15 protein-coding genes are annotated in these 22,217 nt (G+C 60.1%); 2 read left to right on the forward strand and 13 right to left on the reverse strand.

Annotation, left to right across the window (positions count from 1 at the left end):
• Positions 1-9: 9 nt before the first annotated feature.
• From gltB to VCJ09_RS21350, 9 genes are all read right to left on the reverse strand, one after another.
• On the reverse strand, positions 10-4,458 hold the full coding sequence (gene gltB / locus VCJ09_RS21310) for a glutamate synthase large subunit (RefSeq protein WP_324732028.1): 4,449 nt from the start codon (positions 4,456-4,458) through the stop codon (positions 10-12).
• A gap of 273 nt (positions 4,459-4,731) precedes the next feature.
• Positions 4,732-6,306: an AAA family ATPase gene (locus VCJ09_RS21315; protein ID WP_324732029.1), complete on the reverse strand. Its 1,575-nt coding sequence runs from the start codon at positions 6,304-6,306 to the stop codon at positions 4,732-4,734.
• 10 nt (positions 6,307-6,316) lie between these two features.
• Positions 6,317-7,420: a 3-dehydroquinate synthase gene (gene aroB, locus VCJ09_RS21320; RefSeq protein ID WP_324732030.1), complete on the reverse strand. Its 1,104-nt coding sequence runs from the start codon at positions 7,418-7,420 to the stop codon at positions 6,317-6,319.
• Between the two features lie 51 nt (positions 7,421-7,471).
• Positions 7,472-7,990, reverse strand: coding sequence for a shikimate kinase AroK (gene aroK, locus VCJ09_RS21325; RefSeq protein WP_324732031.1), 519 nt, complete (start codon positions 7,988-7,990; stop codon positions 7,472-7,474).
• A 5-nt stretch (positions 7,991-7,995) separates the two neighbouring features.
• Positions 7,996-10,071, reverse strand: a complete 2,076-nt coding sequence (pilQ, locus tag VCJ09_RS21330; protein WP_324734710.1) for a type IV pilus secretin PilQ — start codon at positions 10,069-10,071, stop codon at positions 7,996-7,998.
• Positions 10,072-10,125: 54 nt separating this feature from the next.
• Complete coding sequence (gene pilP / locus VCJ09_RS21335; RefSeq protein WP_324732032.1) at positions 10,126-10,653, reverse strand: type 4a pilus biogenesis lipoprotein PilP; 528 nt, start codon at positions 10,651-10,653, stop codon at positions 10,126-10,128.
• Positions 10,650-11,273, reverse strand: coding sequence for a type 4a pilus biogenesis protein PilO (gene pilO / locus VCJ09_RS21340; RefSeq protein ID WP_324732033.1), 624 nt, complete (start codon positions 11,271-11,273; stop codon positions 10,650-10,652). The genes pilP and pilO overlap by 4 nt, the downstream gene beginning before the upstream one ends.
• Positions 11,270-11,845, reverse strand: coding sequence for a type 4a pilus biogenesis protein PilN (gene pilN, locus VCJ09_RS21345; protein WP_324732034.1), 576 nt, complete (start codon positions 11,843-11,845; stop codon positions 11,270-11,272). The genes pilO and pilN overlap by 4 nt, the downstream gene beginning before the upstream one ends.
• Positions 11,845-12,909 carry a pilus assembly protein PilM gene (locus VCJ09_RS21350; protein WP_079203425.1) on the reverse strand — a complete coding sequence of 355 codons (1,065 nt, stop codon included), beginning with the start codon at positions 12,907-12,909 and terminating at the stop codon, positions 11,845-11,847. The genes pilN and VCJ09_RS21350 overlap by 1 nt, the downstream gene beginning before the upstream one ends.
• Before the next feature lie 181 nt (positions 12,910-13,090).
• On the opposite strand from VCJ09_RS21350, the gene VCJ09_RS21355 reads away from it, so the two are divergent.
• Positions 13,091-15,520: a penicillin-binding protein 1A gene (locus VCJ09_RS21355; protein WP_324732035.1), complete on the forward strand. Its 2,430-nt coding sequence runs from the start codon at positions 13,091-13,093 to the stop codon at positions 15,518-15,520.
• A gap of 285 nt (positions 15,521-15,805) precedes the next feature.
• On the opposite strand, the gene VCJ09_RS21360 is transcribed toward VCJ09_RS21355, so the two are convergent.
• The 4 genes from VCJ09_RS21360 to rpmE all read right to left on the reverse strand — a co-directional run bounded on the left by VCJ09_RS21360 (position 15,806) and on the right by rpmE (position 19,660).
• On the reverse strand, positions 15,806-17,074 hold the full coding sequence (locus VCJ09_RS21360) for a malic enzyme-like NAD(P)-binding protein (RefSeq protein WP_079203427.1): 1,269 nt from the start codon (positions 17,072-17,074) through the stop codon (positions 15,806-15,808).
• 104 nt (positions 17,075-17,178) lie between these two features.
• Positions 17,179-18,621, reverse strand: coding sequence for a M48 family metalloprotease (locus VCJ09_RS21365; RefSeq protein ID WP_324732036.1), 1,443 nt, complete (start codon positions 18,619-18,621; stop codon positions 17,179-17,181).
• Complete coding sequence (locus VCJ09_RS21370) at positions 18,618-19,418, reverse strand: thermonuclease family protein (protein WP_324734711.1); 801 nt, start codon at positions 19,416-19,418, stop codon at positions 18,618-18,620. The genes VCJ09_RS21365 and VCJ09_RS21370 overlap by 4 nt, the downstream gene beginning before the upstream one ends.
• A 26-nt stretch (positions 19,419-19,444) precedes the next feature.
• A complete protein-coding gene (rpmE, locus tag VCJ09_RS21375) occupies positions 19,445-19,660 on the reverse strand; it encodes a 50S ribosomal protein L31 (protein ID WP_079203429.1) in 216 nt (71 codons plus the stop codon).
• Between the two features lie 168 nt (positions 19,661-19,828).
• On the opposite strand from rpmE, the gene VCJ09_RS21380 reads away from it, so the two are divergent.
• Positions 19,829-22,048, forward strand: coding sequence for a primosomal protein N' (locus tag VCJ09_RS21380; protein WP_324732037.1), 2,220 nt, complete (start codon positions 19,829-19,831; stop codon positions 22,046-22,048).
• Positions 22,049-22,217 lie beyond the last annotated feature (169 nt).

A 22,217-nucleotide genomic window follows, 5' to 3' on the forward strand; every position in this document is an offset into this window, starting at 1 on the left:
GAAACTGCGTTACTGCGGATTGGCACGAGTGCTGGAGAGCAGCGACTTCAGGCTCGCGGCCTTGGGCTTGACCAACCAGAACTTGCGCAGGTAATCGTCGAGGTTTTCCAGCAGGTTGCTCCCCCATTCGCTGGCGGTCTCCTGTACATATTCGGCGAGCACACGCTGCAGATGGCTGCGATAGGCCTCCATCGACTCGTTGTTGATCCGCTGGATCTCCACCAGTTCATGGTTGACCCGGTCGTAGAAGCTGTTGTCCTGGTCGAGCACATAGGCGAAGCCGCCAGTCATGCCGGAACCGAAGTTATAGCCGGTCTTGCCCAGTACACAGACGAAACCGCCGGTCATGTACTCGCAGCAATGATCGCCGGTACCCTCGACCACAGTATGCGCACCGGAGTTACGCACGGCGAAACGCTCGCCCGCAGTGCCGGCGGCGAACAACTTGCCGCCGGTGGCGCCGTACAGGCAGGTGTTGCCGATGATGGCGCTGTCCTGAGACTTGAATGGACTGCCCTGCGGCGGCACGATCACCAGCTTGCCGGCCGTCATGCCCTTGCCCACATAGTCGTTGGCATCGCCTTCCAGATACATGTTCAGGCCACCGGCGTTCCACACGCCGAAGCTCTGCCCGGCCGTGCCCTTGAAGCGGAAGGTGATCGGTGCCTTGTTCATGCCCTGGTTGCCATGCACACGGGCGATTTCGCCGGATACGCGGGCACCGATGGAGCGGTCGCAGTTGCAAATATCCAGGGCGAATTCGCCACCGCTGGCAGCATCGATTGCCGGCTTGGCCAGTTCGACCATCTTCTCGGCCAGCAGGCCCTTATCGAACGGCGGATTCCTGTCGACCTGACAGAACTGCGGCTTGTCGGCCGGAATGTGCTCGCTACCCAGCAACGGGCTCAGATCCAGGTGATTCTGCTTGGCGGTCTCGCCCGGCAGAATCTCCAGCAGATCGGTCCGCCCGATCAGCTCTTCGAGACTGCGCACGCCGAGCTTGGCCAGCCACTCGCGGGTCTCTTCGGCGACATAGGTGAAGAAGTTCATCACCATCTCGACGGTGCCGATGAAGTGATCCTTGCGCAGCTTGTCGTTCTGCGTGGCGATACCGGTGGCGCAGTTGTTCAGGTGACAGATACGCAGGTACTTGCAGCCCAGGGCGATCATCGGCGCGGTGCCGAAGCCGAAGCTCTCGGCGCCGAGGATGGCCGCCTTGACCACATCCAGGCCAGTCTTCAGGCCACCGTCGGTCTGCACCCGCACCTTGCCGCGCAGGTCGTTGCCGCGCAGGGTCTGGTGAGTTTCTGCCAGGCCCAGCTCCCAGGGTGCGCCGGCGTACTTGATCGAACTCAGCGGCGATGCACCGGTGCCACCGTCGTAACCGGAGATGGTGATCAGGTCGGCATAGGCCTTGGCCACGCCGGCGGCGATGGTGCCGACACCGGCCTCCGCCACCAGCTTGACCGAGACCAGCGCGGCCGGGTTGACCTGTTTGAGGTCATAGATCAGCTGCGCCAGGTCTTCGATCGAATAGATGTCGTGATGCGGCGGCGGCGAAATCAGGGTCACGCCGGGTACGGCATAACGCAGCCGCGCGATCAGGCCGTTGACCTTGCCACCGGGCAGCTGACCGCCCTCACCGGGCTTGGCACCCTGGGCCACCTTGATCTGCAGCACTTCGGCGTTGACCAGGTATTCCGGGGTCACGCCGAAACGGCCGGTGGCCACCTGCTTGATCTTCGAGCTGCGCACCGTGCCATAACGGGCCGGGTCTTCGCCGCCTTCGCCGGAGTTGGAGCGCGCACCCAGGCGATTCATCGCCTCGGCAATCGCCTCGTGGGCCTCGGGCGACAGCGCACCAAGGGAAATACCGGCGGAGTCGAAGCGCTTGAAGATGCTTTCCAGCGGTTCGACCTGATCGAGGCTCAGCGCCTGCTCGGCCAGTTTCAGCTTGAGCAGATCGCGGATCATCGACACCGGGCGGGTGTCCACCAGGGCGCTGTATTCCTTGTATTTTTCGTAACTGCCCTGCTGCACGGCGACTTGCAGGGTGCTGACCACGTCCGGGTTGTAGGCATGGTATTCGCCGCCATAGACGAACTTGAGCAAGCCGCCCTGCTGGATCGGCTTACGCTTGTTCCAGGCCTCGGCCGCGAGCAATTTCTGCTCGGCTTCGAGATCGACGAAACGCGCGCCCTTGATCCGGCTGGCCACGCCACGGAAGCACAACTCGGTGACTTCATCGGCCAGGCCGACCGCTTCGAACAGCTGTGCACCGCGGTAGGAAGCGACGGTAGAGATGCCCATCTTCGACAGGATCTTCAGCAGGCCCTTGGAAATACCCTTGCGGTAGTACTTGAACACTTCGTAGAGATCGCCCAGCACTTCACCGGTGCGGATCAGGTCGCCGAGCACTTCATAGGCCAGGAACGGATAGACCGCCGAGGCGCCGAAGCCGAGCAGCACCGCATAGTGGTGCGGGTCACGCGCGGTGGCGGTCTCAACCAGGATGTTGCAATCGCAACGCAGGCCTTTTTCGGTCAGCCGATGATGCACGGCACCGGTCACCAGCGCGGCATGGGCCGGCAGCTTGCCGGGGCCAATATTGCGGTCGGTCAGCACCAGCAACACCTTGCCGGAGCGCACCGCTTCCTCGGCCTGGTCGGCCATGTTGCGCACGGCTGCTTCAAGACCGAGCGACTCGTCGTAGTTCATGTCGATCAGCTGACGCTCGAAGCCTGGACGCTCCAGGGTCATCAGCGTGCGCCATTTGGCCGGGGAAATGACCGGCGAGCTGAGGATCACGCGGGTCGCGTGTTCCGGCGACTCCTGGAAGATGTTGCGCTCGGCACCGAGGCAAATCTCCAGGGACATGACGATGGCTTCACGCAGCGGGTCGATCGGCGGGTTGGTAACCTGGGCGAACTGCTGGCGGAAATAATCGAACGGCGAGCGCACGCGCTGCGACAGCACGGCCATTGGCGTATCGTCGCCCATCGAGCCGACTGCTTCCTGACCCTGTTCGGCCAGCGGGCGCAGCACCTGGTCACGCTCCTCGAAGGTAACCTGGTACATCTTCATGTATTGCTTGAGCTGGTCGACGTCATAGAACGCCGAACCATGGTCGTTGTCTTCCATGGTCGCCTGGATACGCAAGGCGTTCTTGCGCAGCCACTGCTTGTAGGGGTGACGCGACTTCAGGCGGTTGTCGATATCGTCGGTGCCGAGCACCTGGCCGGTTTCGGTATCCACGGCGAGGATCTGCCCCGGACCGACACGACCCTTGGCGATCACGTCCTCGGGCTGGTAGTCCCACACGCCGATTTCCGAAGCCAGGGTGATATAACCATTGGTCGTGGTGACCCAGCGCGCCGGGCGCAGGCCGTTGCGGTCGAGCAGGCAGACGGCATAGCGGCCGTCGGTCAGCACCACGCCCGCCGGACCATCCCACGGCTCCATGTGCATGGAGTTGTACTCATAGAACGCGCGCAGATCGGCGTCCATGGTTTCGACGTTCTGCCAGGCTGGCGGAATGATCATGCGCACGCCGCGGAACAGGTCGATGCCGCCGGTGACCATCAGTTCGAGCATATTGTCCATGCTCGATGAATCGGAACCGACGCGGTTGACCAGCGGGCCAAGCTCTTCCAGATCGAAGATCTGGTCATTACTGAACTTGCTGCGCCGAGCCTGTGCCCAGTTGCGGTTACCGGTGATGGTGTTGATCTCGCCATTGTGGGCGAGGAAACGGAACGGTTGCGCCAGCGGCCACTTCGGCAGAGTGTTGGTCGAGAAGCGCTGGTGGAACACGCAAATAGCGGTCTGCAGGCGCTCGTCACCCAGGTCCGGGTAGAACTGCTGCAGGTCGGCCGGCATCATCAGGCCTTTGTAGATGATGGTCTTGTGCGAAAAGCTGCAGATGTAGTGATCGCTGTCCGCCGCATTGCTCGTCGACGAACGGCGGCGGGCGCTGAACAACTTGATCGCGAACTCCTGATCGCTGAGCCCCTCGCCACCGATGAACACCTGCTCTATCTGCGGCAGACGATCCAGGGCCAGACGGCCGAGCACGCTGGTGTCGATTGGTACTTTGCGCCAGCCAACCAGGGTCAGCCCGGCAGCCAGAATCTCGCGCTGCATATTCTCGCGCGCGGCTTCAGCTTTTACCGGGTCCTGGTTGAAGAACACCATACCCACGGCGTACTGCATCGGTAGCTCGACCGCGAAGTGCTGCAGGGCCATGGCACGCAGGAAGGCGTCAGGCTTCTGAATCAACAAACCACAACCATCACCCGTCTTGCCGTCGGCGTTGATCCCACCGCGATGGGTCATGCAGGTCAGCGCTTCAATAGCGGTCTGCAGCAGGTGATGGCTGGCCTCGCCCTGCATATGGGCGATCAGGCCGAAGCCGCAGTTATCCTTGAACTCATCAGGACGGTACAAACCTGCTTTCATAGGGACTCTCACCAGGCTGCCTCTCAAAGGCAAATCACGTTCTAATTCAAATACTTACCGTGCGCGCAGGGCATAGTGCCAGCTTTGCGCAGGCAAAACGGAGGTCATTGTACATATCCACCAGGGTCGTCACAAATCGGCGTGACGACCCACCGCAAGCTTATGTCGCGAAAACGAAGGAACCGACCAGGCAGTCATGCTACCGACCTGCAAGTCACCGGATGCACATCGATGGCGCACGCCGGACTGCCGCACGGCCAAACATAGCGCCGGTTAACGGGCCTGGGCGATTTCGTGCCTGATACTGGCATACGTCCGTGGCCACGGCTTACCAGCCTGCACCTTGCCCGGCAAGCTTTTCAAGGCGACCTGAGCCGCCTCGCGAGTGGCGAAACTACCGTAGGTCACGACATACAGCGGCTGACCTTGATGCTGCTTCTTGAAATAGTGGTACTGCGCCCCGTGCTCACGCACAAACGCCTGAGCACTGCCCTCTGTGCGCGCACCAAGTATTTGCAGGGTATAGCGCGAACCTGCCTGAGCCGCGTACCAATCATCCACCGCCGCAGCCTTCGCCGGCGCAGCTGTTACCGCCACCGGCTTCGGCGCAGGCGCCACCACTGGCGCGGGCGGAACAACCGGCGCAACTGGCACAGGCACAGGGGCCACCGGCACTGCAGGTGGCGTTGGGGTCACCGACGCAATTGGCGCCTCACGCTCATCCACCAGCACACCAACAGCACTCGAACCAGCAATATCCGCGACATCAGCCTCCTCGACCCCGCTCAAGCCAGCAGCGCGGGCCAAAGGCTCGCGCATAACCGGCTGAGACTCACCGACCAGGGGCAGCGGGACGGGTCGATTGCTACCCGCGAACTCTATTGCCGGTGCGCCGGCGCCAGCAGACCCGGAAGCAGGAACAGTCGCATCAACAACCGGCTGCGCGACCCGATCAAGTGACAACTGCGTCGTTACCGGCATAGGCACCTCGCCATCCGGGCGGCCCTGCATCAACCAAGCCGCCAAGACCCCAAGCCCAACCACCGCCAGTGCCAGCAGATGCTTACGCGGCAGATTGAAGGCAAAGCCGCCGCGTTTGGCGGCACGGCGTTGAACCCGCATGGCCTCGATCAGGGAATCATGGGCAACCTGATTGATCGCCCCCGGCCAGCCGCCGGACTGCTCGTGAATGGCGGCGACCTGCTCATCCGATAACGCCTCGAGCTCTCGCCCGGCGCCCTCTAAGCGCTGAGCCAGGTACTCACGGGTTTCATCTTCGCTGTAAGGCTGCAATTCGATGGCATGAAAGCACTCTTCACCATCGGCCAGCAGTTCAAGCCGCGTAATCAACTCAGGTTCGGCAAACAGGAAAACATGCGGCCGCCCCTCGCTGCTTCCAGCCGCCAGAGCCAGCAAGCTGGCGAGCGCTCCATCACTCAACTGCTCCGCATCGTCGACCAGCAAATAGACGTCCTGCCCGGTCAAGGCCAACTGACCGACCTGCGCCAGAATCGCCTGCGACTCTGCCTGCTGCACCTGCAAGCCCTGGGCTACCTGGCGCAGAATGCCCGCCGTATCGGCTGCGCCTTGGGCGGAAACAACCACGCTATGCACAGCCTGCTTGTTGGTGCTGGCCACCAGCGCCTGGCGCAGCAGGGTCTTGCCACTCCCCAGAGGGCCGCAGACCAACAGCAGCAACTGGCTGTAACGAGCCAGGTGATGCAACTGGCCCAAGACCGGCTTGCGCTGGGCCGGAAAAAACTTGAACCCCGGCACACGCGCCGCAAAGGGATCGTGGCTGAACTTGTAGTGATCGAGAAAAGCTTCGTCAGCATGCAAACTGGTCATGGGACACTCATTAATGTTCAAGCTGATCCACCAGCGCGGCGTAATCTACGCTCAGCGTGGCATTCAAAATTTCGCGAGGAAAATCACCGGTAACCACGGCCTCGCCGATGTGACGCAATAACACCAGTCGCAACTGGCCATCCAGCACCTTTTTATCAACCGCCATGTGCGCCAGAAACTGTTCGGCCGTCATGTCTTGCGGCGGCACAACGGGCAAGCCTGCCGCCTGAAACAGGCGAATACCCCGATTGCGCTCGGCCAGTGAAATCCAGCCCAGGCGTTGCGACATCTCCAGCGCCATGACCGTACCCGCGGCTACCGCCTCGCCGTGCAGCCAAACACCATAGCCTTGCTGCGTCTCGATGGCATGACCAAAGGTATGCCCCAGGTTGAGCGTGGCCCGCAGCCCCGCCTCCCGCTCATCCGCGCCGACAATCCGCGCCTTGGCCGCACAGGAGCGTTCGATCGCCGCAGTCAGCGCCTCCTGATCGAGCGCCCGCAGTGCAGGCATGTGTTGCTCCAGCCAGGAGAGAAAAGGCTCGTCACAGATCAAGCCATACTTGATCACCTCGGCCAGACCCGCCGACAGCTCGCGCGCTGGTAAAGTGGCCAGACTGGCCGTATCGATCAAGACGGCTTGCGGCTGATAGAACGCCCCAACCATGTTTTTCCCGAGCGGGTGGTTGATGCCGGTCTTGCCACCCACCGAGGAATCGACCTGGGACAGCAACGTGGTCGGGATCTGGATGAAATTGACCCCCCGCTGATAACAGGCCGCAGCAAAACCGGCCATATCGCCGACAACCCCGCCGCCCAGCGCAATCACGGTCGTATGCCGATCGTGTCGTGCGCCGAGCAGACCATCGAAAATTTGCTGCAAGGTTTCCCAGGTTTTGAACGCCTCGCCATCCGGCAAGACAATCGCGGTCACTGTATAACCGACAAGTGCAGCCCTGAGTGCAGCCAGGTAGAGCGGTGCGACTGTCTCATTGGTGACGATGGCCACCTGGCGGCCAATGATATACGGCGCCAGCAGATCCGCGCGGCGCAATAGATCGGCACCGATATAGATGGGATAGCTGCGTTCACCGAGATCGACCTGAAGAATTTGCATGGAGCCCCCGATGTAAAAAGGGCTCTAGGATAGCGCAGTTCAGCCTGCGCTTTAACGGGGAGAAAGCTCTTCGATGCACTCCAAGATCTCTTGCACAACCAAACGCGGCGGGCGCTCGTCGGTTTGCACGATCACATCGGCAATTTCGCGATACAGCGGATCGCGAATCGCCAACAAATCACTGAGCACCTTGCCCGGGTCGGCAGCACGCAACAATGGACGATTACGGTCTCTCGAGGTGCGATCGAGCTGCTGCTCGACCGAGGCATACAAATACACCACTCGACCGCCACGCCGCAGTGCTGCACGGTTGTCCGGATGCAGCACCGCACCACCGCCAGTGGCCAGCACCAGGCCGTCCAACTCGCAGAGCTCGGCAATCACCGCCCGCTCGCGCTCGCGAAACCCCTGCTCACCCTCGACATCGAAGATCCATGGAATATCGGCGCCGCTGCGCTGTTCTATCTCCTTGTCGGAGTCTTTGAATAGCAACCGCAACTCTTTGGCCAGCAACCGCCCGATGGTGCTTTTACCAGCGCCCATCGGGCCAACAAGAATAACATTACGCATATATTTCAACGAGATACCGCTACAGCCTGAGTGTTCATGATGCGCGGAGTGAGGAAAATCAACAGTTCCGACTTGCTATCCTTGACCAGGTCACGCCTGAACAGGACACCCAAGTACGGAATATCGCCAAGGAACGGAACTTTGTCTACCGACTTGCTCTGGGTGTTGGTAAACACGCCACCAATGACAATAGTTTCACCGTCGGCAACCAGAACCTTGGCATTCACCTCATTTTTATTAATCGCAGGAACCCCACCACTCGCAGCCGCATTAGAGAAATCCGGTGCATCCTTGGTGACCTTGACCTCCATGATGATGCGATTATCCGGCGTAATCTGCGGCGTCACCTCCAACGAAAGCGCGGCCTCCTTGAAAGAGGTGCTCGTAGCACCACTTGAGCTCGCTTCTTGATAGGGAACCTCAGAACCCTTCAATATTTTCGCCGTCTCTTTATCCGAGGTCACAACTTTAGGCTGGGAAATAACCTCACCGTTGCCGGTTTTCTCCATGGCGGATAATTCAAGATCAAGGATGGTGTTATTGGTGATAAACCCGAGGTTCAGCCCAACATTCCTACCGGTGGCGCCCAGATCAACAAAAGTACCCGCTTGAATCTCAAGAGGATCCGTTCCCTTGACTAAGCTATTGGTCCCGCCAGCGATAAAGTTGTTATCGCCGAGACTCACCCCACGCCACTCGACGCCCAGCGACTTGTCGAAGTCGACATTGGCCTCGACGATCCGTGCCTCGACCATCACCTGGCGCACCGGAATGTCGAGCTGCGAGACGATTCTGCGCAACTCATCCAGGCGATCCTGAGTCTGGTAGGCAATGATACTGTTGGTTCTGTCGTCGACCGTTATCGAACCACGCTCGTCGGCACGACCCTCTGCACTGGTCACCGACTGGAACAACTTGGCCATGTCGGTGGCCTTGGCATAGTTCACTTGAATCAGCTCGCGCCGCAGTGGCGCTAATTCCGCAATCTGTTTCTGCGACTCGAGCTCTTGACGCTCGCGCGCGGCAATCTCATCCGCCGGTGCCACTAACAGCACATTGCCCACTTTGCGCTTGTCCAGGCCTTTGGTTTTCAGCACCAAATCCAGCGCCTGATCCCAAGGCACATTCTGCAAGCGCAAGGTAATGTTGCCCCGCACAGTATCACTGGCCACTAGGTTAAGATCGGTGAAGTCCGCGATCAACTGCAGTACTGAGCGAACATCGATGTCCTGGAAGTTCAAGGACAACTTCTCGCCACTGTAAGCAAACCGCTCGCTTTTACGCGTTTCAACTTCATCCTGGGTCAAGGGCTTGATGCTGAGCGTGAGTTTATTGTCGGTTTGATATGCCAGATAATCATAGAAACCTGTCGGCTCGATCACGATACTCGCTTTGTCAGCCGAGCCCGTGGCACTGACGAACTGCACCGGTGTAGCAAAATCCTTGACGTCCAGGCGAACGCGTAGCGCCTCAGGCAATTGAGTCTTGGCGAAGTCCAGGCGAATCTTGCCACCCTGCTCTTGAATATCAGGGCTTACCGAAGCATCCGACAGGGTAATCACAACATTACCCTCGCCTTGCTCGCCCCGTTGGAAATCAATATTGCTAATAGACTTGCCACGTGCGGCATAGCTCTTTACCGGCGCAGCGGTACTGACAACTGCCGCTGCAGCCGTCGGTTGCACTGACGCTGAGCCGGACGCCCCTTCGCCAACCACAACATAAAGGTTGTTGCCATCGGCCCGCGTATTGTAGGGCGCCAAGCTGGTCAGATTGATGATCAACCTAGTCCGATCTTTGGCTTCGACCACGGTGACACTGCGCGCGTTACCCACACCCAGCTCTCGGTTCTTCGTACCCAACTTGCTGGAAACACCCGGGAAATCCAGGGCAATCCGCGCCGGCTGCTCTATCGTATAGCCGCGCGGAGCAAGCACCGGCTCATCGAACGTCAACTTCAACTCGACGCGATCACCTGGCAACGCAGAAACATCAAGCGCCTGCAGGTTAGCGGCCAACAAGGCCGGCGATAGCAACAGTGCTAATAGAGAGATACCTAGATGCGATAAGGGGCTATTCATTCTTGGGTTCCGTTGGGCAGACCGGTTATTTTTTTTCATAATCATTCCGCTCATTCAAGAACGCTCCTTGAGGGAGAGACTGCGCGGTCGCTCGAGCCAGCCACCTTCACCGTCTGGAACGATCTCGATCACATCGATTTTTGCTTCATCTATCGCCAGGATGCGACCGTAATTTCGGCCCAAATAATCCCCCACCTTGACGCGATGAACTCCTCCCGCCCCGTTCACCAAAGCAAACACGTCGGTTGTATTGGCAAGCGTGCCGACCATTTCGAAGACCTCGATATTGAAACTCTCGAGGAACTGCTTGACCCGCGATTCATCCGGCTTAACTTCCTGCGAGCCCTTTTGACGGCGCACCATGTCGATTTTGACCGGCGGTTGGAACGGGCTACGCAGAGAAGAAGCCCCATACGTGAACGCTTCATAGGGTTGAAATTTTGGCAACGGCTCGATGGAGCCTTTCGGTCTGGCGCGAACCTCATCCATGAATGACTGCAGATCGGAAAAATCGCCCCCCGAGCCACACCCCTGCAAAAACGACAACAAACAGACAGATACAGCCAAACGAAGAATCTTCATTTATCCATCCCTTTATCGTTATAACGATATGTCTTCGCCATAACACTCATTCGAATGACAGAAGCGCTCTCCGTGCTAACCGGTTTAGTGTCGAAATCATGCAGCGTCACAATTCGCGGAAGGCTGGCGACACCACTGACAAAGGTCGCCAAGTCATGGTAACTACCCACCACAACCACCTGGATAGGTAACTCTATATAAAATGGTTGCGTCACCTCGGGAAGCAACTTGATCTCTTCGAACTCAAGGCCGCTACCCAGACCAGTACGCGTAATGTCCTCCAGCAGTCCAGGCACCTCAGTATCGCTTGGCAGTTGGCGCAACAGAGTCCCGAAGGAAATCTCCATCTCCTTCATCTGCTCCTTATAGGCCTCCAGGTTTGCAGCCTGGAAAGCTTTGCTGGAAAATTGCTGCTTGAGAGTTTGCTCCTCCCCCTGCGACCGCTCTAGGCTGGCCTGTAAATCCTTCAGATGAAAGTTATAACCAAGCGCCAGCATTACCACGAAAAATAAAACAAAAACGATGCCTTTGATAACAGCTGGCCATGAACCGATATTATTCAGTTCAAGATTGCTGAGTTCAATCTTGCGCAAGTTCTCGATGGATTCAGCCAGGCTCATTTCTCATCACCTTCTACCGGCTCAACGCCAGGCTGCGTTTGCTTAACCGTCAACTGGAACACATTAGCCTGATCCAGAGCACCTGCGGTGGTGGCTTTGACCTGCGTCAAGTTAGGCGCATTCAGCCAATCGGACGCATCCAGATTACGCATCAAATTAGACACCCGGTTGTTCGACTCAGCCGCCCCAACAATTGCAATATTCTTGCCTGTCATTTTGACGCTGGTGAAATACACACCATCCGGCAAGGTCCGCACCAACTGGTCGAATACTCGCCCGATGATCGGCCTGTTGCCCTGCAAGTCCTGAATAATCTTCATGCGCTCCAGTAATTGCTGGCGGCGCGTCTTCAGCTCGCTAATCTCCTTGATGCGGGCATCCAGCACTGCAATTTCTTTGCGCACGAACTGGTTGCGTGCATTTTGCTGCTCGATTGCACCGCTCAGATACTGATCACCAAGGAACACCGTACCGGCAGCGACCACCACGACACCGACGAGCGTCACCAGAAAGCGCTGCTTGCGCTCCTCGCGTAACTGCTCGCGCCATGGAAGAAGGTTAATCCGCGCCATTAATCGAAACTCCTCATCGCCAGACCACAGGCAATCATCAATGCTGGGGCATCACTGGCCAACGCTCCAGCATTGACCCTGCTGCTCAGTGCCATGTCCGCGAAAGGATTGGCAACCAGGGTTTGCGTGCCGATCTTTTGCTGAATCAGACGATCGAGGTCGGGAATGGAAGCCGTGCCGCCAGCCAGAAGAATGTAATCGACATCATTGAACTGACCTGCAGCAAAGAAGAATTGCAGGGAGCGCGAAACTTGTTGTACGACCGCGTCCTTGAACGGCTGTAATACTTCGCTGTCGTAGTCATCGGGAAGGCCGCCCTGTTTTTTCGCAAGACCGGCTTCCTCCACGGATAGGCCGTAACGCCGCTGGATTTCCTCGGTGAGCTGCTTGCCGCCAAATAGCTGCTCACGCGTATAAATAGTGCGGCCATTGTGCAACACGCTGAGCGTGGTCATGGTTGCACCAATATCGACCACGGCCACCGTCAGCTCGTCATGCCCGCTACCAAGCTGCTCCGTGAGCAAGCCATAAGCACGCTCCAGGGCGTAGGCTTCGACATCGACCACTTTGGCGACCAACCCGGCCAAGGCCAGGGCGGCCTCGCGAACCTCTACGTTTTCCTTGCGGCAGGCTGCCAGAAGCACCTCGACCCGATCAGGATTCCGCGGCGAAGAGCCTTGCACCTCGAAATCAATAGCCACTTCTTCGAGCGGATATGGAATGTACTGATCGGCCTCGACCTTCAGTTGATTCTCGAGATCATCATCAGAAAGCCCGGCTTCCATCTCGATGGTCTTGGTAATCACCGCGGAGCCAGCTACAGCGACCGCTACGGATTTTACACCGGTCTTGGCTTTGGCCAGCACACGCGCAAGCGCCTGCCCGACCCCCTCAAGTTCGGCAATATTTTTCTCGACCACCGCATTTGGTGGGAGCGGCTCTACAGCGTAAGCCTCTACCTTGTAGCGGCTTCCTGAGCGACTCAATTCGAGGAGCTTGACGGAGGTCGAACTGATATCGATCCCCAACAGCGTATTCGCTTTCTTATTGAAGAGCCCTAGCACGACCGATTTCCTATTGGCATCCGCGACTTACGGACTATTTATGTTTTTTTACATTAAATAACAGTCTTGACAGAAGCGCAAATGGATCACCGGGAAAAAAAACGCTTATAATGTGATCAGTTTTTCCCTTTTAGCATTGCCTTCCGCTTAACTCATTCTTTTATCTGGAAATACAAAAATTTTGATGCGTTTGCTGAAATTCATCTGTTGGTCTGGTGTCGCCACTTTTTGTGCGTTGTTACTCAGTTTCAGTGGCGCTTTTCTCTATCTCAGCCCAAGCCTGCCGTCCATTGAAACGTTGCGCAGCATCCAGCTGCAGATCCCTCTACGGGTATACAGCAGCGACGCCAAGCTGATCGCGGAATTTGGCGAAATGCGCCGTTCACCGATCAAATTCGAGGACATCCCACCTGATTTCATCGGTGCCCTGCTTGCCGCGGAAGATGATAACTTTGCGAACCATTATGGCGTCGACCTTACCAGCTTGATGCGCGCTGCCACGCAAATATTAAAAAGCGGACACATCCAGAGTGGCGGCAGCACCATCACCATGCAGGTGGCGAAGAATTACTTCCTGTCCAGCGAAAGAAGCTTCTCACGCAAAATCAATGAGATCCTCCTTGCGCTGCAGATCGAGCGTGAATTGAGCAAGGATGAAATCCTCGAGCTCTATGTCAACAAGATCTACCTCGGCCACCGTGCTTACGGAATCGAAGCCGCCGCTCAAGTCTATTACGGCAAATCGATCAAAGAGCTCAGCCTAGCCCAACTGGCGATGATTGCAGGCCTGCCGAAAGCGCCCTCACGCTACAATCCTCTGGCCAACCCCAGCCGCGCCAAAGAACGCCGCGACTGGATCCTCGGACGCATGCACATGCTTGGCCGGATCGACCAGCAGAGCTATGAAACCGCCCTGGCCGAGCCTGGCGACGCCAGCCTCCACGCCTCTGCCCCCGAAGTCACGGCCCCCTATGTAGCGGAAATGGTTCGCGCGGAAATGGTCGGCCGCTATGGCAGCGAGGCTTACACCCAAGGTTTCAGCGTCACTACCACCGTCCCAAGCGACTTACAGAACACGGCCAACGCGGCCGTTCGCGAAGGCTTGATCGCCTACGATCAGCGCCATGGCTATCGCGGCCCGATCCGCCGCCTGCCCGACATGGGCAAAGCAGACTGGCTGAGCGAGTTGGCCAAACGACGCTCGCTGGGCGACCTAGAACCCGCAATCGTCAGCCAAATCGAAAAAAGCGGCATTCTCGTCCTGCTGCGCAACGGCGAGGAAGAGGCGGTCGCCTGGGACAGCATGAAATGGGCACGCCCCTTCCTTAACACCAACAGTCTCGGCCCTCGCCCGCAGCAACCAGGCGATGTCACCCAGGTTGGCGATCTAATTCGCGTGCAACGCCAGAACGATGGCAGTTTGCGCTTCGTCCAGTTGCCGCAGGCGCAGAGCGCGCTGGTTTCACTTGATCCGCACAACGGCGCGATCCGCGCGCTGGTCGGCGGTTTCTCATTCGAGCAAAGCAAATACAACCGTGCCGCGCAAGCCAAGCGTCAGCCGGGCTCCAGCTTCAAACCCTTTATCTACAGCGCCGCACTGGACCGTGGCTTCACCGCCGCGAGCCTGGTGAACGATGCGCCGATCGTGTTTGTCGACGAGTACCTCGACCAGGGCTGGCGACCGAAAAACGACAACAACACCTTCCTCGGCCCTATTCGCCTGCGCGAGGCTCTTTATAAATCACGCAATCTGGTGTCGATTCGCCTGCTGCAAGCTATCGGCATCGACTACGCCCTGGACTACGTCAGCCGCTTTGGCTTCGACAAACAGGATCTCCCGCGCAACTTGTCCCTGGCTCTTGGCACAGCCAACCTGACGCCACTGGAAGTTGCTCGCGGCTGGTCCACGTTTGCCAACGGCGGTTACAAAACCCAGCCTTACCTGATCGAGCGCATTGACGGCCGTTACGGCGAACCGCTGTTTATCGCCAACCCCGCAAGCACCCCAAACGCGGTAACCGCCGCTGTAGTCGACCCAGTAGCCACTACCGACAACTCCGAGCAGACGCCTGAGCAAGCGCGGGCTGCTAACGAGCCTGTTGCCGCAGAGCGCATCATCGACGAACGCACCGCGTTTATCATGACCAGCATGCTGCAAGACGTGATCAAGCGCGGCACCGGCCGCAGAGCACTGGCCCTGGGCCGCAATGATCTGGCCGGAAAAACCGGCACGACCAACGAGTCCAAAGACAGCTGGTTTTCCGGCTACAACGCCGATTATGTGACTACCGTCTGGGCCGGCTTCGATCAACCGGAAAGCCTCGGCAGGCATGAATACGGCGGCACCATCGCCCTGCCGATCTGGATGAGCTACATGGGCAGCGCTCTCCAAGATCACCCCAGCCATGCACCTGCGGAACCCAAAGGCCTACTGACCCTGCGCATTGATCCCTATAGCGGCCGCGCAGCCACGCCCGGCACCGCTGACGCCTTCTTCGAGCTGTTCAAGAGCGAAGACTCGCCACCCCCTATGAGCGAGTTGGACCCAGGCATTCGCGCGCCGGGCAGCCCACTGCCAGCTGACGAATCGGCACCGATCGACTTGTTCTAGAGCAAGAGAGGCGACGGCAAGCTGCAACAAATCAGCGCCTCTTTGGGAGCAAGGTCGCTCTGACGCGGTGCTTGTGCTTTGGCGCGAACAGGCACGCGCCCGTCTGGATGCGGAAAATACTACACGCAGTGGGGGCGCCTGGCACAGAGAGGGGAGACGTCGCCGTAGACCAGACGAGCCGTGGGGTTCGGCTGCCTGCGATGATCGCCCGCCCGCCCAGGAGCCAGACTCATGCTCTGCACACATAAAAAAACCCGCCGAAGCGGGTTTTTTTATGTGCGCGGCTTAGCCGTTGAACACATCATCCACCGATGTCAGCGGATAGTGTTTCGGGTAGGGCAGCGTTGCCACACCGCTTTCGATGGCGGCCTTGGCCACGGCATCGCAGACCACGGTGATCAGGCGTGGGTCCATCGGCTTGGGAATGATGTACTCACGACCGAACGAAAGCGAAATGCCACCGTAGGCATCACAGACTTCCTGCGACACCGGCAGTTTGGCCAGATCACGCAGGGCCAGAGCCGCGGCGATTTTCATCTCTTCGTTGATGCGAGTGGCGCGAACGTCCAGGGCACCACGGAAGATGAACGGGAAGCCCAACACGTTGTTGACCTGGTTCGGGTAATCCGAACGACCGGTGGCCATGATCACGTCATTGCGGGCGGCATGGGCCAGTTCCGGAGCGATTTCCGGATCCGGGTTGGAGCACGCGAACACGATCGGGTTGGCTGCCATGCGCTTGAGGTCTTCCGCCGGGAGCAGATTTGCACCGGACAGACCGACGAACACATCGGCGCCCTCGAGAGCCTCGGACAGCGTGCGCTTGTCGGTCTCAGTGGCAAATATCGCCTTGTACTGGTTCAGATCGTCACGACCCGCGTGGATCACACCCTTGCGGTCGATCATGTAGATGTTTTCGACCTTGGCACCCATACTCACCAGCAGCTTCATGCAGGATGTCGCCGCGGCACCGGCGCCCAGGCAGACGATCTTCGCCTGTTCCAGGGTCTTGCCGGCGATTTCCAGGGCGTTGAGCATGCCGGCGGCGGTAACGATAGCGGTACCGTGCTGGTCATCGTGGAAAACCGGTATGTCGCACTGCTCGATCAACGCACGCTCGATCTCAAAGCACTCCGGTGCCTTGATGTCTTCCAGGTTGATGCCACCAAAGGTGATGGAAATGCGCTTGACCGTGTCGATAAAGGCTTGCGGGCTTTCAGCGTCGACTTCGATGTCGAATACGTCGATACCGGCGAAGCGCTTGAACAGCACACCCTTGCCTTCCATAACCGGCTTGGAGGCCAACGGACCGAGGTTACCCAAGCCCAGAATCGCGGTACCGTCGGAAATCACCGCGACCAGATTGCCCTTACCGGTATAACGGTAAGCCAATTCAGGGTCACGTGCGATTTCACGCACAGGCTCGGCAACTCCCGGGCTGTAGGCCAGTGCCAGGTCGCGAGCAGTGGCAGTGGGCTTGGTCAGCTCGACACTCAGCTTACCCGGACGGGGTTTTGCATGATATTCGAGAGCGGCAGTTTTCAAATCAGACATAGGGGCATTTCCGCTTTTTTGGCTGTTGAACAGGCAGGCGGCCGAGGATACGCAAGTTGTATACATCTGCACAAGACTGTTAAGCCTTGCCCGGATCCACGTGACTAACGCACGACCTTGAGCCAGCTGCCAGGGGCTGGCTCACCTGCGGGATAGAGATTATTGAGCAGGCGCAAGGTCGCCTGGGCATCGCCCGGCAACTTGCTTTGTCTGGCCAGCGCCGCCATGCCTTGCCCACTTTGCGCCTTGACCAGATGCAGCCGCAACGGCTGTGCCAGACGCCGCTCGGCTGCGGTAAGCGGACGCAAGCTCTTGATCACCTTGAGAAAGGTCTCATCGTGAGTGTCCAGCGACGTGCGTCCGCGTACCGCCGCAACAAACAGGTAAGCCCGCTGCCCCTGCAACAGCACCGCAACGCGCTTGGCGGCAGCGCCGGGAATGATGGCGCTGTAGCCCGACAACCCAGCCTGGTGCAATTCACTCTCAGCCGTCAAACGCTGCCCGCCGACGCGCTGACGCAGCAGTTGAGCGGCAGAGAGGTGCTGTGGATTGGCCTGCTGGGTCATGGCGATAAAGGCCTGCTGATCGGCACTATGACCGATCAGCGCATCCGGCCGATTGACCATGCTCCAGCCTTGCGGAAACTCCAGGGTCAAGCCCAGTTCGGCATGGTAGAAATGCTGGCCGCGGCGCACCCCGCTGGCGGCGGAATCACCAAATGGCAGCCCATTCAGATGCTTGATAAAGGCGTCACGATTGATTTCTTGCTGCCCGGTTGCCAACGCCCGCGCCGGCCCCAGAACCTGCTGCAGACGCCGATCATTATCCGGATGGGTATCGAATACGCCGTGATAGCCGCCCGCCGGCTGCGCCTGACCACGCTTGGCCGCCTGTTCGCGAGCGAAGTCTTCCTGGTTTTTCAGCACCTTGACCACTTCGATCATCGCCTGCGGGTCATAGCCACTGCGCGCCAGATACTGGGCACCCAAACCATCGGCCTCCAACTCCATGTCGCGGCCATAGCCACGCACGAAGGCACTGCCCAAGGCAGTGGTCAGGTCGGCCGCTGCACCGACACCGGTGCCGATTGCCAGCGCCTGGCCAAGCATACCCCAGGCGCTCGACTGACTTTGCTGCTGCACGCCGTGCCGCGCGGTGACATGCCCGACCTCGTGGCCCAATACCGCGGCCAGTTCGGCTTCCGAATTGAGGTAGGCGAGTAGCCCGCGGTGAATATAGATATAGCCGCCCGGCAGGGCGAAGGCATTGATATCCGGGCTGTCCACCACGGTGAATTGGTAATTGAGCTGGTTGCGATGACTGTGCCTGGCCACTCGCTCGCCGACCTGCTGGACATACGCCTGCAGCTGCTCGTCGGCATAACGAGGGTATTGCTTGAGGATTTCCTGGCTGTAGCGCCGACCAAGCTCCAGCTCCTGGCGCTCACTCATCATCACGAAATTGCTGCGCCCGGTGGCGGGATTGACCGCACAACCTGCCAGCTGGCCGAGCAGCAGCAGTCCTACCGCCAAATAACGCAGGCTCATGGCAGCACCTCCAGCATCGACTCATGGGTCACGGGCAACATCCAGCGTGCCTGTCCCGGTTTTACCCCTGCGCGGCGGGAGCGGTCAACCACCCAGCCCCGGACTGCGACCTGGTGCCCAGTCAAGCTGTGCAACCAACCGATATCGAAGCCATCCTGTGCCTGCGGCGGCACACGCAGGACCAACCCTCCACCCAGCTCCAGCCACACCCCGCCGCGATTGCGCTCGACCCGCTCGACCCGCCCCTCGATCAGGGCAAAACCGCCGCGACTCAACTGTCCGGGCGCTTGTACCGGCGAGCGCCGCCACAGGCCGATGCGCGACTGCCGAGCAAGCAGCTCGGCCGCCTGCTGGCACTCGACCAGCGCCACATTGGGCGCAATCGCCACCAGATAGCCGAGCCCCTCGGCCAACAGTTGCGCTTCGAGGTTGCGGCCCTTGCCGTCGTAGGCATGCGCCAGGGTACGGCCGTAATGATCCTTGGGTTCACGGCCAAGCTGCAAACCGACGCGCCCGTCATTGGCCGCCACCAACTCGCTCAAGCGGCGGCGCGCGGCCTCGGCAAAGGGTTCGGCGCTGCGCCCATCACGCCCAAGCTCGGGGCTGTTCAGGCCGATCAGCCGCACACTGCGGCCATCGCGCAAGCGCAAGGTGTCGCCATCGACGATCCGCTGCACGCCGAAACTCGGTAATTGCCCGGGCTCCGGACAGAACGCCTGGGCAGAAGCCAGGCAAAATACGGACATAAAAAAGGCGCCCACCAGGGACGCCTTTTTCACTCGCGAAGAACCACCCATCAGGGTACCCGTCGCTGCGCGCAAACTTACTGCTTGGCGCCGAACATGCCGAAACGCTGCTTGAAGCGATCAACACGGCCGCCGGTATCCAGCATTTTCTGCTTGCCGGTGTAGAACGGGTGGCACTCGTTGCACACGTCCAGGCTCAGCGGCTTGGCCAGGGTGGAGCGAGTTTCGATCACGTTGCCACAGCTGCAGGTAGCAGTGAGGCCTTCGTAGTTCGGATGGATATCGGCTTTCATGGTGTATTCCTCGGGGCTGACATGCCGCCACCCGACACTATTGTCGAGTACCGCACTTAATTAGGCCGGGGATGATACCAGAGCCAAGCCACGACGCAAGCCACCGCGGAGGCCGGCCGTCGCCAGGCCGCGTGCTAAGATCGCGCCCTTCTGCCTGGAGCCCGCCGCGTGCCCGACGCCATTCTGCGCATTGCTCTGCCCTCACCGCTGCGCCGCCTGTTCGACTACCGTGCGCCGCCCGGTGTGCCGCGCAGCGCCCTGCAGCCGGGCGCACGATTGCGCGTACCCTTTGGCCGCCGCGAGCTGATCGGCATCCTGATCGAGGTGACGGATCACAGTGAGGTCCCCGCAGGCAAGCTCAAACCCGCCCTGCAACTACTCGATGCCCAGTCGCCGCTGCCGCCAGCGCTGTTCAAACTGTGCCTGTGGACGGCGCAGTATTACCAGCACAGCCTGGGCGACACCCTCAGCTGGGCGTTGCCGGTATTGCTGCGCCAGGGCGAACCGGCGGAGGTTCGCCAGGAGCGCTTCTGGCACCTGGTCGACGGCGCCCAACTGGATGACCCGCGCCTGAGCCGCGCACCGCGCCAGCGCGAGGCCCTGCAAACCATCGCCCAGCACCCACACGGCGTTGCTCATCAACTGCTTGGCCAGTTGCAACTGAATAAGGAAAGCCTGGGTCAGCTGCGTGAGAAAGGCCTGGTGCGCGTCGAGATACGCCGGCATGCCGTCAGTGAACGCCACCTCAACTGGCTAGCGGAACCGGAACTGCCCCTGAACCCGGAGCAACGCGCGGCAGCCGAAGCGGTTCGCACCGGCTTCGGTCACTTCAATGCCTTCCTGCTCGCCGGGGTCACCGGCAGCGGCAAGACCGAGGTCTATCTGCAGCTGATCCGCGAGACCCTGGAAGCCGGCAAGCAGGCCCTGGTACTAATCCCGGAGATCAACCTCGGCCCACAGACCCTGGCGCGCTTCGAGCGGCGCTTCAACGCGCGAATCGCCCTGCTCCACTCCGGGGTCAACGACCGCGAGCGCCTGGACGCCTGGCTGGCCGCCCGCGACGGCGAGGCCGACATCATCATCGGTACCCGCTCGGCACTGTTCACGCCAATGCAGCGCCCCGGCCTGATCATTATCGACGAGGAACATGACGCGTCCTACAAGCAGCAGGAAGGCCTGCGCTACCACGCCCGCGACCTGGCCGTGGTGCGCGCGCACCAGGAAAACATTCCGATCCTGCTCGGCTCGGCCACGCCCTCCCTGGAAAGCCTGCACAACGCCCACAGCGGCCGTTACGCCATGCTGCACTTGCACCAGCGCGCCGGCGGCGCCCAGCAACCGCGCTTTCTGCGCCTGGACGTGAAGAGCCGGCCGCTCGACTCCGGCATTTCCGGCCCCATGCAGCAAGCCATCGCCAAAACCCTGGCGGCCGGCCAGCAGGTGCTGGTGTTTCTCAACCGCCGCGGCTTCGCCCCGACCCTGCTCTGCCACGACTGCGGCTGGCTGTCGGAATGCCCGCGCTGCGATGCGCGGATGACCGTGCACCAGCGCTCCGGCGAGTTGCGCTGCCATCACTGCGGGCACGTCGAGCGCCAGCCGAGCAACTGCCCGAAGTGCAACAACGTCGACCTGCGCCCGGTCGGCGCCGGCACCGAGCGCGCCGAAGAGCGCCTGGGCATTCTCTTTCCGCAGGTGCCGGTATTGCGCGTGGATCGCGACAGCACCTCGCGCAAGGAGGCCATGACCATGCTGTTCAACACCGTGCAACGCGGCGAACCGTGCATCCTAGTCGGCACCCAGATGCTCGCCAAGGGCCACCATTTCCCCCGAGTGACCCTGGTGGCGATCCTGGATGCCGACGGCGGGCTGTTCTCCGCCGACTTTCGCGCCAGCGAGCGCATGGCCCAGCTGATCGTCCAGGTCGCCGGCCGCGCCGGCCGCGCCGAGGAACCCGGCAAAGTAATCATTCAGAGTCACCTGGCGGACCACCCATTACTGGTGCAACTGACCGAACAGGGCTACTTCGCCTTCGCCGAGCAAGCCTTGAGCGAACGCCGCAGCGCCGGCTTGCCGCCGTTCTGCCACCTGGCTCTGCTGCGCGCCGAAGCGCACAAGCCGGGACAGGCCGAAGGTTTTCTCGATGAGGCCTGCAGCGAAGCCGAACTGCTGGTGAGCGAACTCAAGCTGAGCGGCATCGAGCTGCTTGGCCCAGTTCCGGCACCGATGGAACGCCGCGCCGGCCGTTACCGTGCGCAACTCTTGGTGCAAGCCAACGCCCGCGCGCCGCTGCACCGCCTGCTCAGCACCTGGATGCTGGCGTTGGAGCAAATGCCCAGCGGGCGCGCGGTCCGTTGGTCGCTGGATGTCGACCCGATAGATTTGTTTTGAACGGCAAGCTGCAAGCCTTGCAGGGCGGGCGGGACGGCGATCCATTGGCAGCCAACACAAGCCATGTATCAGAGGACTGATGCCGCGCCGACCCGCTTAAAGCTTGATGCTGCGGCCGTAGGGCGCCGATAATGCCCCGTTTTCAACCAGCGCCTCAGGGCACAGCCGC

The organism is Pseudomonas paeninsulae, from assembly GCF_035621475.1.
GTDB lineage: Bacteria > Pseudomonadota > Gammaproteobacteria > Pseudomonadales > Pseudomonadaceae > Aquipseudomonas > Aquipseudomonas paeninsulae.